Below are 15397 nucleotides of genomic sequence, written 5' to 3'. Positions count from 1 at the left end.
TTTTTCAAGACAGTCTTTTTGTTATTTCTTTTTAAGATCTTTCGTGACCTGTTTCTCTGCGGTTTTCGCTTTAGCTTCCTGAGCCGCTTTCTCTTTACGCTGCTGACGGCGTGTTTTCTTTTCTGCACGTCTTTCTTCACGAATGACTTTATTTGATTTTTTGTTATACAGCGCATCAATAATTCCCTGTCCGGTCTTACTGAAGATTTTGATTTTCGGCTTTTCGTGAGTTCCGGTGACAACCACTGGAAAACCGATAATCCCTCCCGGAAGTATACCCACTCTGATTCGTAAGTCAAGCAAACCATTAAAACTTGTCGTTCCGCTGATGGTAGGTCTTAAAATGGATACTTTGAAAGTAAATTTATCAACGTGAATCAGATTATTCTTAATATGTGTTTCAATATTTACTCCTTTCATATCCGGATTATCGAAAGCTTTGGCACCGATATTATCTCCTACCGCAGAAAGCATTTTCAGATTCTTCACCTCAACATCTCTTAGATTTACGACGCCTCCACCTTCAAGTGACGGATAAATTGGCATCATGTTTTTATCAAAATCACCTTTCAGTTTATAGTCAACCGATACAATTCCTTTAACGTCTTTGGCAGCCGTAGCCATTTCACGCACCATGTCGATTTCTTTGTAGGCTCTCTGAACATCAAAATCCAGCACATTCAATGCAACATCATAATTGGCAGTCAGCGGAGATTCATCCTGATAACGGGCATCGATCTTCATACGGCTACCCACAATATCAAATGAAGTCTCTTTAAGATACACTTCACCTTTATTGACTGATGCCAGACCTCTCAGATTATTTAAACCTAAACCTTTAAATTCAACTTTTTTAGCATTAATTGCCAAAGAAACATCCAGATTTTTCGGAACGATTACAACACCACTGCTTTTAGGATTTTCAACTTTTGCGTATTCCACCTCAATAGATTTATCTGTATTGTCACCATTTTTCAACGCCATGAATTCATCAATCAGAATATATCTGGAATTCAGCACAAATTTTCCGTGGAGGGTACCTTTTCTTTCAATAAAATAATTAATTGTATTAAGCAGATGTCCGTTTAATGCAAAATCCGATTTTCCGTACGTAGCAAAAAACTTCCTGAACCACATTTTTTCATTTTCAAACTCGAAATTTCCTTCTTTAATGTAAAATGATTTTGGGAGATATTCTGTAGTGGCTTTTATATTTTTTAAAATTAAATTTCCTCTGTTATCCAGTTTACTGTACTGACCGGTTGTCGCATAACTTTGGCGGCCGTTGAGTGATAAATCAGCCATAATCAATCCGCTGACGTCTAATCCTTTTTTGGCAAAGACTTTATAAATTCTTCCGACATTCAAAACACCTTTTGCTTTTACCTTATACAGAAGATCTTCAAAATTCTGCAGATCAGCATTTACAAAAACGGGATTTCCTTCAAAATCAAATTTAAATGGATCGAGCTTTACTCCAAGACTTTTAAAAGTCCCATCGGTATTGGTAATATGTGTGGCAATATTAATATTCTGAATAGGGTTGGGATAATATTTGGTCTTCAGCCATCCGTTTTTCAAATTCAGATAACCATTGGTTTTTGGGAACAGTTTTTTATCCAAACTGAATAATCCATTTGCTTTAATATTGGTATCCAGCAATCCTCTCATGTCGATATCTTTTAAGCCCAGCGCGTTATCCAAAGTCTGAAGATTTACGGCTCCTTTTATATCAGCCTTTACCTGCATATCTTTCAGACCTTTTGTCTGTACAACAGCCCGAAAATTGTTGTTTGTCCCTAAATCAAAACTTAATTTCTTCAGATCAATTCCCAACTGATCCGTATTAAGATCAGGTAAATCTACATTCAGATCCATATTCAGATTATTCATCGGGACTGGCGCGTTGCCACTTGAGATAAAACCGTTTTGTACCAAAAGTCTGGCTTTTAACCTTGGTTTTAGGTTCTTAGATTCTATGAATTTTCCTTTTAAATTAAAAAACAGATCACTGTTCCCTTCAATTTTCGTGTCTTTAACCCACTCCAGATATTGTGGCGGTAAAACGGAAAGCATATCGCGAATCGTGGTTTTCTCAGACGCCGCTTTAATATCCAGATCATATCCATCTTTCAGAATACTCAGGAAACCTGTAAATTTAAGAGGAAGTTCATTGATTCTCAACTCATTTTTCCGCAAGACAAAAGTCAGCGCGTTGGTATTAATTCTTGTAATCAAATCTGCATGTAAAGTTTTCTCTTTTGCGTACCAGATTCTGTCGAGACTGAAATCCAATTTATTAATATCTAAATCAGTTTCAAGATCAAAAACATCTTCACTTAACCCGCCTTTTCCTGTATAGTTCAATCCTTTTGCATCGACCAAAACTCTTGCAGCGTGATCATTATACTTAATATTAAAGTTTCTGAACTTGATTAAATCCAATTTAATAGAAGCGCCGGCCTGGGTTGTATCTTTTGGAGTTTTAGACGGTTTCGAAACGTAGACATTGTAATTTGCCTCACCTTTGGTATTCACAAACACATTGGCATAGGCATCTGTAACGTATATCTCATCAATTTTCACCTCGCCATCAAAAATCAGATTTTTAAGGTTAATTCCCGCAGCAACCTCTCTCGCAGCAAGTAAAGTGTCTTTTTGAAATGGTTTTGAACCCTTCAATAACAAATCATCTACAGAAACGGTAAGTGACGGAAAATGTCTGAAAAATGTGAGATGTGTTTTTTTGTAATCGAGCTCGCCTGCCAGATGTTTATTGGCAAAGATTTTCACCTGCTTAGATATTGTTCCCGGAAATAATATCGGAATGATAAACATTAAAAACAGGATAGATGCAAGTGAAATTCCGATCCATTTTAATATTTTCAAAATTATTTTTGTAAACTTTTTCATAGGGTAATAATTTTGATCTTATTATGCTGAATGTACAAATAAGAGTGATTTATTATCTGTCATCTAAAATCAAGCCATTACAGGGAAATTTAACAGAACCAGAAATGAAAGAATTAGCAGTTGCTGTGAAGAAATTGTATTAATTTTTATAAATTCGTCTGCAGTATAAAAATCATCGATTCTATCATGAAAATCAAACCAACGTTCACCGCTCTCCTTACTTATTCACCTGCAAAGGATGGAGTGAAAACCACGCCCGTTTCTTCCGGTTACAGGTCATTGATTAAATTTCCATTCGATTTGGAATTATATATCGGAGTCCAGACATTTGGAGAAACTGATCTGGTATTTCCAGGAGATACCGTATCCGCAGAAATCGCTTTACTGAAAAGTGAGTACGTCACAGGAAAAATCTATGAAGGATTGGATTTTGATTTTTTTGAAGGAGAAAACCTGATTGGTCACGGCGTCGTTACCAAAGTTATTCACCCCGACGACATTGCCTATAATGAAGAGTAAATTTTAGACGATTCTACACTGGAATGGTGAACCAGAAAGTACTACCCTCTCCTATTTTACTCTCAGCGCCAATCTGACCGTCATGTCTTCTGATAATTTCAGAACAGATATACAGTCCCAAACCTAAACCTGTATAGGCTTTCCCTGAATGATCAACCCGGAAGTACCGGTCGAAAAGATTGGGTAAAATTTTCTCATCAATACCTTCTCCGAAATCCTGTACAGAGACCCGCACGTAGTTTTCTGAAGATTCAGTTTTAATATGTATTTTCTTGGACTGCGGTGCATATTTCACAGCATTATTAACGAAATTAATGATGACCTGATCGATCCTGTGCTCATCAGCGTAAATCTCCAGATTTTCATCTCCCTCCAGAATCAGCTGATGTTCCCCTTCCATCCTGATATGATTACAGCTCATAGAGAGCATGTTGTGAAGATTAAATTTCGTCTTTTCAAGTTTCAGCTGATCTTCACTAAGTCTTCTCACATTTAATAATTCATCAACGAGTACCACCATTTTTTCTACACTTTTCCCTGACTGTTCGATCAGTTTTACATGCATTTCAGAAAATGGTTTATTTTTCATTCTATCCAGAAGCTGAAGTGAAGCTTTCAGAGACGTAATGGGAGTTTTCAGCTCGTGACTCGCTATGCTCAGGAAGTCATCTTTGCGCTGTTCAAAAAGTTTTTTATCCGTAATATCAGCGGTCATTCCTACCATTCTGTCGGCATTTCCGTTCTCATCATATCTTGGCCGGCCGTGCGCCTGAATCCAGTGTAAAGATCCGTCACGCCATTTTACAGGATACTCGGTTTTATAGACACCATTATTTTTTATAGCTTCCTGCACCAGGCTTTTCACTTTATCACGATATTCGGGAAAGATTGCTTCAAATAAATCTGAATACGCAAAATCCTCTTCTGCAGAAAACCCGTAATTACGTTTAAACTGATCTGTGCTCTGCATTTTTCCGCTTGCAAGATGTACTTCTGTAGAGCCTAAATTTCCGGCATCCAAAGCAATTTGCAAACGGGTATTGATTTCTTTCACCTTTTCTCTGGAATATACCTGATCGGTGACATCTGTCGCCACGATGAGAATGGTACCTGTATTTCCGTCTGTTCCCGGTATTGGCTGATATACAAAATTGAGATAGCGATCCTTACGTTCTCCTTCTACAATTAATGAGGCCTTAAGTTCCTGCCCATAGAAAGATTTCCCTGTTGCGTATACTTCCTCAAGTATACCCATGAAGGGCTGATCTTCAAGTTCAGGAAGCGCGAGATGCAGCGGAAGACCCAACACGGAACGGTCTTTGCCCCAAATCTCCAATACGGCATCATTAACCACATCAACCTGAAAGTTTTCCCCCTTTAAAGAAGCCATTGCCACAGGCGAATGTTCAATAAGAGATCTGAAACGGTTTTCACTTTCGTAGAGAGTTTTGTTCAGCTCCTGCATCTTATCTTTAAACTGTAGAAGTTCGCTGTTGGCAGTCTGCAGTTTATCATTGATAGAGACCAGCTGATCATTGGTAGCCAGATATTCCTCATTTAATGCCGCTAAATCTTTTGAAAGCCTTGCTTCAGAATTTGATTTTTCTTTGACAAGCATACGTGCATCCATTCTTTCTGAAACTTCAAATGCAGTATGCAGGATAAATGCAGTTTTCCCGTTTTGATCTAAAACAGCCTTGTATTCAAAATCAAAATAGAACGTTTTCACTACTCCTCCCTTTTCGATAACGGCAGGGTAATCTTTGGCCAAATAAGTCTCGCCAGATGTCCAAATTTTTTTTAAAATATCCAAAAAGGGCTGCCCCAGAAGTGCGGGAAGTGCGTCTTTAAATGACATTCCTATGATACTGATATCTTTGCCCCAAAAGCTCAGCATAGCCTGATTGGCACTGACAATTTCGATATCGGCACCTCGGTAAACAGCTGTTGCATTTGGTGATTGGAAAAGTACTGAAAGCAGTTGCTCTGGGTGGATGTATTCTTGAGCGTTCATTAAACGGGAAATATCCACAAATATAGTAGAATAAGTTGATATTTTAAGAGTATCTGAATTATGAAATATAATTTTTAATTATAATGAATTAATCTTTTTTGTTCTTTAATGATCAGTCTTCCAATCCTTTTTTATACGTTGCCAAAGCCCGCTCCCTTGCCGATTTATGTTCTACAATCGGCTGTATATCGTAGTCTTTCGGAAGCCACTGCTTAATGTATTTAGAATCCTTATCAAATTTTTCGGTTTGTGCATCCGGACTGAAAACCCTGAAGTAGGGAGCTGCATCACAGCCACATCCTGCTGCCCACTGCCAGTTTCCATTGTTGGATGAGAGTTCGTAATCTAAAAGTTTTTCGGCAAAATATGCTTCTCCCCATCGCCAGTCGACTAATAGATGTTTGGTAAGAAAACTTGCTGTAATCATTCTCACTCTGTTGTGCATAAATCCGGTTTCATTAAGCTGTCGCATTCCTGCATCCACGATCGGATAACCCGTTTCTCCTGAACACCAAAGTTTAAATTCTTTCTCGTCATTTCGCCATTTAATATTTTCATATTTTTTCTTGAAACAACCTTTAACGACGTAAGGAAAATGATACAGGATCTGCATAAAAAATTCCCGCCATATCAACTCATTCAGCCAAACCTCATTATGACTGACAGCAAATTTCACACATTCTCTGACGGAGATTGTCCCAAAGCGAAGCGCAATTCCCAAACGTGTTGTGTGATCCAAGGCTGGAAAATCTCTGTTCTTATCGTAAGAATCAATAATTTTCTTTTCTAAGACCGGCTTTTTAAATTCAAAATCTGTTTTTTCGAAACCAATTTCCTTCAGACTTTTGATGTCCTCGTTTTTTACATGAACAAAATTTGAAAATTCTCCATCAAATTTTTCAATTTTAATCTGATTAAAGTTCAGCTTCCATTTTTTTGAATAAGGTGTATAAACGGTGTAAGGTGAATTGTCTTCTTTCAGTACATCGTTTGTTTCAAAAATCACCTGATCTTTATAATCTTCAAATCTAATGTCATTTTTACTGAGGAATTTTTTTATAGCTTCATCTCTTTTAATGGCCTGTGGCTCATAATCCCGGTTACAGAAAACCGTATCAACCTCAAAATCTTTTATTAGTTTTTCAAAAATCTCGAGCGGCTTTCCGTAAAATGTTCTGACTGTTGTTTTGTGTTTTTTCAGTTCATCGTTGATCGAAGTAAGTGCCTGATGAATATAGTCGACTCTTTTATCTGATTTGTCAGAAAGCTGATCTAAAATTTCTTTATCAAAAATAAATATTGGCAAAACTTTTAAGTCAGATTTTAAAGCATGAAAGAGTGCTGTATTGTCCTCAAGTCTGAGATCTCTCCGGAACCAAAAAATATTAATTGTACTCATGTAATAATTTGAAAATAAAAAGCAGACACAAGAGTACAAATCTTAAACCATGAATCATCTTTTAAAGCTTTTACTAAGTTAAAAGAATGGAACATTCAAGGCATGCTTCTTGTAACCATCCAATTACACCAAAAAAATTAAATTATGAATAACGAAAGAATTGCAGTAGTACTGAATGATCTTCTGCACATCACCAACGACAGAATTGCAGGGTTTGAGAACGTGGAAGGCAAGGTGTGGGAATCTTACTCGCACTTGAAAGGAGAATATGATCATATGATTTCTGACTCAAAAATCATGAAAAACGAGCTGATCAATCTGATTCAGGACAGAGGTGGCAAAGCCGATGATTCTGCATCTACGGCAGGAGCGATTCACAGAGCGTGGATTGATTTGAAAAATTCATTTCCGATCGGGAACAAAGAAAACTCTACGTTAGAAAATGTAGTGTATGGCGAACAAAATGCGATTAATGCCTATCAGGAAGTTCTCACAAATGGAGAGCTCGACCCGGAAAGTACGAAAGTTGTTTCAGAACATCTGAGACAGTTAAGAGAATCGTACACAAAATTTAAAAAGATCGAAGAATACAAAAAGAATTCTTAATTTAAAGCCTCTTGAATACAAATTATCAACACATTGATAATCAATACGTTTTAAAATTACTATGCTCCGGATTTAAAATTATTTTATAATATTCGGCGGAAATTGGGAATAAGACAGGGAATTATCATAATTTTGAATATTACTCCGTAAAAAAAATACTTTCAGTGGGTATGTATTAATGACATTTATGATGAATATAATAATTAAAGGTTCCGGCAGCTATACCCCTGAAAATGTGATGAGAAATGCCGATTTTAAAGATCATGTATTTTTAAGCGAAGATGGTTTAGCAATTAAATTCCCGGAGTCCATCATTGGGAAATTTAAGGATATTACTGGAATTGAAGAGCGCAGATATGCAGATTCTCATCATGTAACATCTGACTTAGCTTACTTCGCAGCTGAAAAAGCCATTGAAGATGCAAATATTGATCGTGAATCCATTGATTATATTATTGTCGCACATAATTACGGGGATATTGAAAAAGGAAAAATTCAGTCTGATACTGTTCCCAGTATTGCGACTCGTGTAAAAAACAAACTGCGCATTAAAAATCCACGCTGTGTGGCTTACGATCTTCTGTTTGGATGTCCGGGCTGGAACGAAGCGATGATTCATGCAAGTTCATTCGTAAAAGCAGGAATTGCAAAACGATGTCTTGTGATCGGAGCTGAAACTTTATCGAGAGTTACAGATCCTTACGACCGCGATTCTATGATCTACGCAGATGGTGCTGGAGCGGTAATCGTGGAAGCAACAGATGAAGACCATGGTATTCTTTCTCATGAAAGCGCCACCTACTCATATGACGAAGCTAACTTTTTATTTTTCGGAAATTCGTACAATCAGGATGATGAATCGGATATCCGTTATATCAAAATGAAAGGTAGAAAAATCTATGAATTCGCTTTAACCAAAGTTCCTTTGGCCATGAAATCCTGTCTTGAAAACGCCGGAATTGATATCAAAGATCTGAAAAAAATCTTAATTCATCAGGCTAACGAAAAAATGGACGAAGCGATCATTGATAGGTTCTACAGTTTATATGATATGGCTGCGCCGGCAGACATTATGCCCATGTCTATTCATAAATTTGGGAACAGCAGTGTAGCAACGATTCCTACATTGTATGACTTAATCATGAAAGGTGAAATGGATGAACATTCTTTTTCGAAAGGCGACATCATACTTTTTGCGTCGGTCGGTGCCGGAATGAATATCAATGCTTTTACGTACCGAGTTTAATTAGAACATAACTTTTATAAAATACGGTCGCTGTCAAAGATTTTTGACGGCGATTTTTTATATATTATTTTTACTTCTGATGTAAATACTTCCTGTGATCATCACAAAAAGAACTCCTACAATAAAACCTCCGAGAACATCTGTAAACCAGTGTGCTCCTAAATAAATTCGGGAAACGGCGCCTAAAACAATCATTCCCAGACATACCAAACTGATAACAGCTTTCCATGATAGTTTCAGAATATTTGAATACAGAGCGATAACGATCAGTGAACCGAAAAATGCGGTGTAGAACAGAACATGTCCACTCGGAAAACTTTGGTAATGCGTTTCCTGCACAATTCTCACAAAATCTGTGGTAGGCCGAGGGCGGTCGATCAGCATTTTTAAAACATAACTGACTCCACCGGACAGCATAGAAGATAATATGTAAAATCCTTCTTTGAAATATTTAAAAATAAAAAAAACCAGTGCGAAAGTTGTCACCATACCTGCCGCCACATACACTGTTCCAAGCCAACTGAAACTTTTCATTAAAAGATCCAAAATTTCGCTCTGATCTTCCTGCAGTTCCTGTGATACCAGCAGATCCCACGTTTTGGGAGAAGAATCAACAACATAAAAGCACAGCATTAAAAAAACGATAACAAAAAAGATCGTGAAACAGAAAAACATTGTCTTCTTTCTGTCGGTGAAATACGTTGAGAAATTACTTATAATATTATTATTTCTGTCGTTCATTTTTATCGTTCATATAAATTAGATAACCTTTTCGCCTACAAATTTGATGCTAATCTCCCGAAGAGGGTCAAACTTAAATTTTTTCTTTATGATTGATGAAGCTCTGTCACTTAGGATTTTTTCTTACATAAAATAAATAAAGATTATAAAATCTGAAAATTTCTCCTAAATTCAGCTCATGTATTTACCATTCAAATCCTGTTTTCTTTTTCACAAAATTCCAGAGCTCATCATTATTTCCTTCGTACGCCAGCATTTCTACAATGATTTTTGAAGTTTCGCTTTCGGGATTTTCTTTGATGAACCTTTTGAATTCTTTCAGATTTTCAGGGAAAAACTTGCCCTGTTCATTGGTCTGTGTATTGTCGTAACCAACAAGGTAAGCGTAACGGTATTCTTTCAGCTCGTTTTCTATTCTTTTCTTTAAATTAGAAACGGGGAAAACAGAGAGGAATTCTTCACGGACTTCAATTCTTTTCGCAACATCTCGCCATGGAATAATAATTCCTGCATCGGCTGCGAAAAGTACCTGATCTTCTTCAGTAATGATTTCAAGATAGCGGTCATAATCCTTTGTAAGCTTTCCTTTAAATAATTTCATATAATAGTCTGGAAACATTCTCAACTCTGTCATCCCTTCACCAACTTCCCAAAACTCAATTCCGGTTTTCTCATAATATTCAATGGTCTTCTTCACGTCATCAGGAAACTTTTGTGTTGATATTTGTGTTTCATTATCGTACACATTGAATTCATAATATCTATCCAGCAGACTCGTTTGTTTTTTACTCAGGAGAACAAGCGCTGAATCGTTTTCTTTTTTAAGATTCTCATAGATCTCATCAGCATTTTCTGCTGATGAATTTTTCAGAAGCTCAGAGATTTCTGTTGTACGGTTTTGAATATGCAGTAGAATTTCACTCTCCGTTTTAAGCGAATCTAAATAAACAGGCGGCAGAGATATTTTTTGGATGAGAGTTTTATCCACCGGCTTTCGCTTCGGTAAACTTTGCTCAGTCTCCTTCCTGCATGAAATAAAAAAAAGAATACTTACTAAAAAGAAATAGGGTTTCTTAATCATGGCTAACCAATATTTTTTTGAATTTAATCATTTTTATGCAATCTTTCCGTATTTCTGCTGTGGCTTACATTTCAATATCGTTCATTCTTTGGTGATCAATAATATTCTTAATTTTGAAAAATGCTCAGTGATTTTAAAATCTTATGGATCTTTTACCGAAAACTGCTGATTCCTACAGTTTTGTTTTCAATACTACTTGATTTTCAATTAGGATTCAGTTTTGATAATTTCGGATTGTGCTTTGCTCTGCTCCTTCCCTGCTTTCATTATTTTATCTATGAATTACGGTTTAAAAGTGAATATTTTTTCTACAGCAATTTCGGTTACTCACGGTTATCTCTGTGGATTCTTACTTTTTGCTTAAGCTTCATAATCAAAATGATTACACGATTTCTATGAATACACTTCATATCGACAGCATCACAAAATCATTTGGTGAAAAGAAAATTCTGCAGGATATTTATCTAAGTTGCAATACCGGTAAAATCTTGGGAGTTCTCGGAAGAAACGGATGCGGAAAATCCACCCTGTTTCAGATTATTTTTGGAAGTCTGAAAGGCGACACTCAATACGTCAAAATAAATGATCGTATTCTTAAAAACCAGTTTGATCGTCGAAACAGAATTGCCTATCTGCCACAGCAATCATTTTTACCGAAAATGTAAATGTTGAAAATTTAATTAAATTATTCTGCCAGAATGAGAATGATCAGAAACTGAAAGATTCAAATTTAATAAAACCCTTAATTCATACAACGCCAAACAAATTGTCTGGCGGCGAAGTAAGAATTTTAGAAACTTTACTCATTATTTATTCATCTGCGGAATTTGTGTTACTTGATGAGCCATTTCACAGCCTTTCACCCAAAATGGTATCTGCTTTAAAAGATATAATTAAAGAACAGTCAAAGATCAAAGGGTTTATCATTTCTGACCATCTTTATCAGGATGTTCTGGAAGTTTCTGACGAAATTTATTTATTGTCTGATACTTATTTGAAACCTGTTAAAGATTTAACAGAATTGCAGAGGTTTAATTATCTTCCGAAAAATATTTAATTTATATCTTTGAACTATAAATATCTTTCAAATGACTTTCATCAATAAAGCGATTTCTCTCTCGGTATTCAGTATTTTTTCTCTTTCGTTACTTTCTGCACAGAATAAGGTTCCTTTCGGAGTGGTAAAAGCGACTGAAGGTTATGCAATGGTACGTGTACACAAGGAAGATTACCGAAAAATCGTAGACAAAATCCGGATGAAAAAAGGGGATGTTTTCGTTTACGTAAAACCCGCTCCCGGCGAAACTGACTGGATCTGGATCAAATATCCCGAAAAAGCTGAAATCGAAAAACCATTTGTAAGATATGACAGTCTCACCAAAGAAGGTATGGTGAATAAAGACCGTATTGCTTTTATTGATCAACTCCCACAGTTTACTCCATCAAAATCCAAAAATGGAAAATCTTTAATTTTCACCGATAACAGCAATCCTAAAATCCCGACAGCACAAAGAAGTAAAGTAGTCATTGACATTTATCCTTCCAACGCAAGCTTCAGAAAACAGGAAAAAGATGCAGATGGAACTATCAAGACCGTTGATAAAATAAAACCTTGGGGAATCGATAAGGAACTGCCTGAAGGAATGACGGAAATCAAATCGATCAGAGTACAGCAACCTGGAAGAGGTTCTGTGTTTGTGAGGGAAGCGATTAAAAATATGTTCCAGCCGACAATGGATTTTGAAAACATCGGAGTGACGTCTATCGATGAAGATCATATTTTTCTTTACATGATCAATGGTTCCGGAGCCAATAGATACACCACACTTTGGACGATTAAGGAAGGAAAAGTAATCAGTCAGATTATTTTTAAAAATCCTGAATAATTTATCTATTTATCATTATTTTTGCATCTGAAAAGAAATGAGCTATGGTTAACCTTATGCTTATCATTTTCAGGAAACTGGTTCTGCCTAAACGCAGATGAAAAGGGAATCGTGTGAAAATCACGAACTGTCGCGCAACTGTAAAGTAACTTCGGTCTTTATTAAAAATCCACTGTACCTAAGTATGGGAAGGAAATAAGGATGTTACAAGTCAGGAGACCTGCCATTTTCTTTAGACATAAACTTTCGCGATCTGAAGTTTGTTGATCTTATGGTTTTCAGGAATTTTCTTGTTCCTGATCTTTCTATTTGTTTCAATATATTTCATTTTCGCCTTAATTTAATAATGAAATATGACTACAGAAGAGAGAATTGAAACTTCCGAAACCCGAATTTTCAAAGCGGTTTTCCCCAACACGACCAATCATTACGACACACTTTTCGGAGGAACTGCCATGCAGCTGATGGATGAAGTCGCCTTTATTACTGCCACGAGATTTGCAAGAAAGCGTGTAGTAACCGTAAGCAGCGATAAAATTGATTTTAAAAAACCTATTCCTGCCGGAACTATTGTAGAACTTATCGGAAGAGTGGCATATGTCGGGAAAACAAGTATGAAAGTGAATGTAGAAATCTATACCGAACAAATGTATTCTTATGAAAGAGAAAAAGCCATTGTAGGTGATTTCACTTTTGTAGCAATTGATGAATTTAAGAAACCAATTCAAATTCTATAAATTTTAGACGAGTTTCGGCGGGCCTTTGGCCCGCCGAAACTATTTTCAAACTGTGATTTCTCGATTTTCAGGCCTCATCTAAGACCTCCAAACGAATATCTATCGGAACCGTGGTGATAATCAAAATACTGTTTTCCTCATCCCGTATTTCTACATTGGCATCAGAAAAACTTCCATCAGGATCTTTTTTCATCACTTTGACATCTTTTGCGCTAAGAAACTTTTTCGGGATCGAAAGCGTGTAGTTATTTTCACTTTGATGATAATCTAAATCTTCTCTGCTATAGTCTTTAGTCTGCATAATTTTTTTTTTAGCTATACAACAATCGCTACACCAAAGATTCAGGTTTAAAATAATTTATCTCAAAACTTTCTCGCTTTCCAGATTAAGATTCATTAGAAACTGAAAGGCCTCTCCCATTTCATCAGAAGCCCTGCTTATTGCATTTTCAAGCATATTTCTTACCTGCTTTTCGGTAACCGCAGCTTCTGTCCAGCTTTTTCCTGATGTATGAGAATTCAGAATAAAAGGCATAATTCTATCGATGGCGCATGCAAAAATAGCATTCGGAGTCTGCTCTTCTTCAAACTCAAGCCAAAGATCAAAAAATTCGGATCGGATCGGATCATCTAAGATTCCAAAAATATTCTGTGCGGAAAGTTTTTCTCTTTCAAATTTTCCGACCATTGCCGCTTCATCAAAAAGGAAGGTATCGCCTGCTTCTATTTCTACAAGATCGTGTATTGACAGCATTCTGATCACTCTCAATAAATCAATATCTGCCCTGTTTTTAGCGTATGGAAAAAGAATTTGAGCCAGAATTATAATCTGCCAAGAATGTTCTGCTGTATTCTCTCTTCGTGAGTCGTCTGCGTTATAATTTCTTCTCTGCACGTTTTTAAGTGCGTCGATGGCAACGATAAAATCAATTTCTTTCTGTATTTTCATGATCTGTTTCTTTATAATATACTTCCCTCGGATATTTTGTGGTCTTTGTGTACCATTTGTAATCTATAAACTCACTTTTCTTTGTGATGACAGTGTCCGGATTTCTGGTGTCTTCTTCAAACTCATACACTTTCAGAGGACTTCTTTACGGAAGAACTTGATACTCTTTGGTAATATTCAGACAACATCCAGATTTTAACTGCAAGATCAACCGTCTCTTTTCAGAATCTACTGTAAACATGGTCGAATTTTCTTTTACTAAACCGGTCATTCCTTCATTGATTACAAACTGTTTTTGAATAGAATCAAAAATGTAAATATCATAAATAACATTTTCAGAAGACCTGTTAACCAAAGCCACATCTTCAAAACTGTCAAAATTAAAATCTTCAAATATTAAAGAACGGGGTTTGTTGTCAAAATTAGCTTTTTTTAATTGTAATGAATCGGTTGCAAGATCAAAAGTAAAATTATCGGAGATCACCGCTGGATATTTCTCTGATGTACTCCTATTCATTAAAATCACAGAAGATTTTCCAAAGCATTCTTCTTCATTGCATGTTGCAATATCTATGGTGACATGATATTGTTTGGAAAGATCATTTATTTTAAAATGATTTTGGGCCATAAAAAAAGTTCCAAAAAGATTCAGCAGATGTAAAAATTTAAATTTCATGGTAGTAAGTTTTTAGTTTTTTCAAATATTATTTAACATAATATAAACAAAAATATAAAATTTTTGGCTTTAAAAGAGCCATTTTGGATATTAATTATTAAGACGTTACATTTTAATTAAAAATTAATTATTTAATTATCAATTAGTTATATAAATAATTGAATTAATTTCACTACTTTGTATTGCATATTACCATTTTAATTACATATCTTTGTAATGTAAAATCGGAGAAGGTTCAACTAGCTAGGAACTGAAAATGATTTTATATAACTCAATAACAAAAACTTATTAAAGATGAATACTGAAAATACCAAAGCGCAAATGCGAAAAGGGATTCTGGAATTCTGTATTTTAAGTCTTATCAACAATCGCGAAATGTATGTTTCAGATTTAATAGATGAACTGAAAAAAGGAAAACTGGATGTTGTGGAAGGAACCCTCTACCCTCTTTTAACAAGATTGAAAAACGGAGAATTTCTCTCTTACAGATGGGAAGAATCTACAGGAGGCCCACCAAGAAAATACTACCAGATTACAGAAAAAGGTGAAACTTTCTTAGCCGAACTGCAAAATACATGGAAAGAACTGACAGATTCTGTTAACCAAATCACTCAAAAAATTTAAAAAAAC

At 35.8% G+C, this 15397-nt stretch carries 16 protein-coding genes and 1 riboswitch; of the genes, 8 read left to right on the top strand and 8 right to left on the bottom strand.

The features are described 5' to 3' along the window. Positions 1–21 precede the first annotated feature (21 nt). Positions 22–2913 carry an AsmA-like C-terminal region-containing protein gene (locus OMO38_RS06410; protein WP_264749377.1) on the bottom strand — a complete coding sequence of 964 codons (2892 nt, stop codon included), beginning with the start codon at positions 2911–2913 and terminating at the stop codon, positions 22–24. A 186-nt stretch (positions 2914–3099) separates the two neighbouring features. Here OMO38_RS06410 and OMO38_RS06405 point away from each other — a divergent pair, with 186 nt between their 5' ends. Next, the gene (locus OMO38_RS06405) at positions 3100–3432 is read left to right on the top strand and encodes a hypothetical protein (protein WP_264749376.1); all 333 of its coding nucleotides are present in this window, start codon (positions 3100–3102) and stop codon (positions 3430–3432) included. 13 nt (positions 3433–3445) lie between these two features. Here OMO38_RS06405 and OMO38_RS06400 read toward each other — a convergent pair whose 3' ends face one another. Both OMO38_RS06400 and OMO38_RS06395 read right to left on the bottom strand, forming a co-directional pair. Continuing rightward, the gene (locus tag OMO38_RS06400; RefSeq protein ID WP_264749375.1) at positions 3446–5446 is read right to left on the bottom strand and encodes an ATP-binding protein; all 2001 of its coding nucleotides are present in this window, start codon (positions 5444–5446) and stop codon (positions 3446–3448) included. 112 nt (positions 5447–5558) lie between these two features. Beyond that, complete coding sequence (locus OMO38_RS06395) at positions 5559–6845, bottom strand: cryptochrome/photolyase family protein (protein WP_264749374.1); 1287 nt, start codon at positions 6843–6845, stop codon at positions 5559–5561. A 144-nt stretch (positions 6846–6989) separates the two neighbouring features. On the opposite strand from OMO38_RS06395, the gene OMO38_RS06390 reads away from it, so the two are divergent. Together OMO38_RS06390 and OMO38_RS06385 are read left to right on the top strand one after the other, a co-directional pair. Next, on the top strand, positions 6990–7451 hold the full coding sequence (locus tag OMO38_RS06390; RefSeq protein ID WP_264749373.1) for a PA2169 family four-helix-bundle protein: 462 nt from the start codon (positions 6990–6992) through the stop codon (positions 7449–7451). A 190-nt stretch (positions 7452–7641) separates the two neighbouring features. After that, positions 7642–8697: a 3-oxoacyl-ACP synthase III family protein gene (locus OMO38_RS06385; RefSeq protein WP_264749427.1), complete on the top strand. Its 1056-nt coding sequence runs from the start codon at positions 7642–7644 to the stop codon at positions 8695–8697. Positions 8698–8754: 57 nt separating this feature from the next. Here the strand turns inward: OMO38_RS06385 and OMO38_RS06380 are convergent, their stop codons facing one another. Next, positions 8755–9438 carry a phosphatase PAP2 family protein gene (locus OMO38_RS06380; RefSeq protein WP_264749372.1) on the bottom strand — a complete coding sequence of 228 codons (684 nt, stop codon included), beginning with the start codon at positions 9436–9438 and terminating at the stop codon, positions 8755–8757. A 184-nt stretch (positions 9439–9622) separates the two neighbouring features. Continuing rightward, entirely contained in the window at positions 9623–10519 is an 897-nt protein-coding gene (locus OMO38_RS06375; protein WP_264749371.1) for a hypothetical protein, read from the bottom strand. Between the two features lie 395 nt (positions 10520–10914). On the opposite strand from OMO38_RS06375, the gene OMO38_RS06370 reads away from it, so the two are divergent. From OMO38_RS06370 to OMO38_RS06355, 4 genes are all read left to right on the top strand, one after another. Further along, the gene (locus tag OMO38_RS06370) at positions 10915–11184 is read left to right on the top strand and encodes an ATP-binding cassette domain-containing protein (protein ID WP_264749370.1); all 270 of its coding nucleotides are present in this window, start codon (positions 10915–10917) and stop codon (positions 11182–11184) included. Positions 11185–11285: 101 nt separating this feature from the next. Further along, positions 11286–11576, top strand: coding sequence for a P-loop NTPase family protein (locus OMO38_RS06365; RefSeq protein WP_264749369.1), 291 nt, complete (start codon positions 11286–11288; stop codon positions 11574–11576). 31 nt (positions 11577–11607) lie between these two features. Next, the gene (locus OMO38_RS06360; RefSeq protein WP_264749368.1) at positions 11608–12405 is read left to right on the top strand and encodes a hypothetical protein; all 798 of its coding nucleotides are present in this window, start codon (positions 11608–11610) and stop codon (positions 12403–12405) included. 61 nt (positions 12406–12466) lie between these two features. Continuing rightward, positions 12467–12647, top strand: a riboswitch (cobalamin riboswitch). Between the two features lie 111 nt (positions 12648–12758). Beyond that, positions 12759–13142, top strand: a complete 384-nt coding sequence (locus OMO38_RS06355) for an acyl-CoA thioesterase (RefSeq protein WP_264749367.1) — start codon at positions 12759–12761, stop codon at positions 13140–13142. Positions 13143–13209: 67 nt separating this feature from the next. On the opposite strand, the gene OMO38_RS06350 is transcribed toward OMO38_RS06355, so the two are convergent. The 3 genes from OMO38_RS06350 to OMO38_RS06340 form a co-directional block, all read right to left on the bottom strand. Continuing rightward, positions 13210–13443, bottom strand: a complete 234-nt coding sequence (locus OMO38_RS06350) for a hypothetical protein (protein ID WP_264749366.1) — start codon at positions 13441–13443, stop codon at positions 13210–13212. A 57-nt stretch (positions 13444–13500) separates the two neighbouring features. Then, the gene (locus tag OMO38_RS06345) at positions 13501–14091 is read right to left on the bottom strand and encodes an HD domain-containing protein (RefSeq protein ID WP_264749365.1); all 591 of its coding nucleotides are present in this window, start codon (positions 14089–14091) and stop codon (positions 13501–13503) included. 145 nt (positions 14092–14236) lie between these two features. Beyond that, complete coding sequence (locus tag OMO38_RS06340) at positions 14237–14767, bottom strand: XAC2610-related protein (protein WP_264749364.1); 531 nt, start codon at positions 14765–14767, stop codon at positions 14237–14239. A 294-nt stretch (positions 14768–15061) separates the two neighbouring features. Here OMO38_RS06340 and OMO38_RS06335 point away from each other — a divergent pair, with 294 nt between their 5' ends. Beyond that, positions 15062–15391, top strand: coding sequence for a PadR family transcriptional regulator (locus tag OMO38_RS06335; protein ID WP_129534492.1), 330 nt, complete (start codon positions 15062–15064; stop codon positions 15389–15391). The last annotated feature ends 6 nt before the right edge of the window (positions 15392–15397 follow it).

The sequence above is a fragment of the Chryseobacterium kimseyorum genome, from assembly GCF_025971945.1.
In the GTDB taxonomy this organism is placed as follows: Bacteria; Bacteroidota; Bacteroidia; order Flavobacteriales; family Weeksellaceae; genus Chryseobacterium; species Chryseobacterium kimseyorum.
The sequence above is the reverse complement of the archived record's forward strand: the minus strand, read 5'-3'. Positions and strand labels throughout refer to the sequence as shown.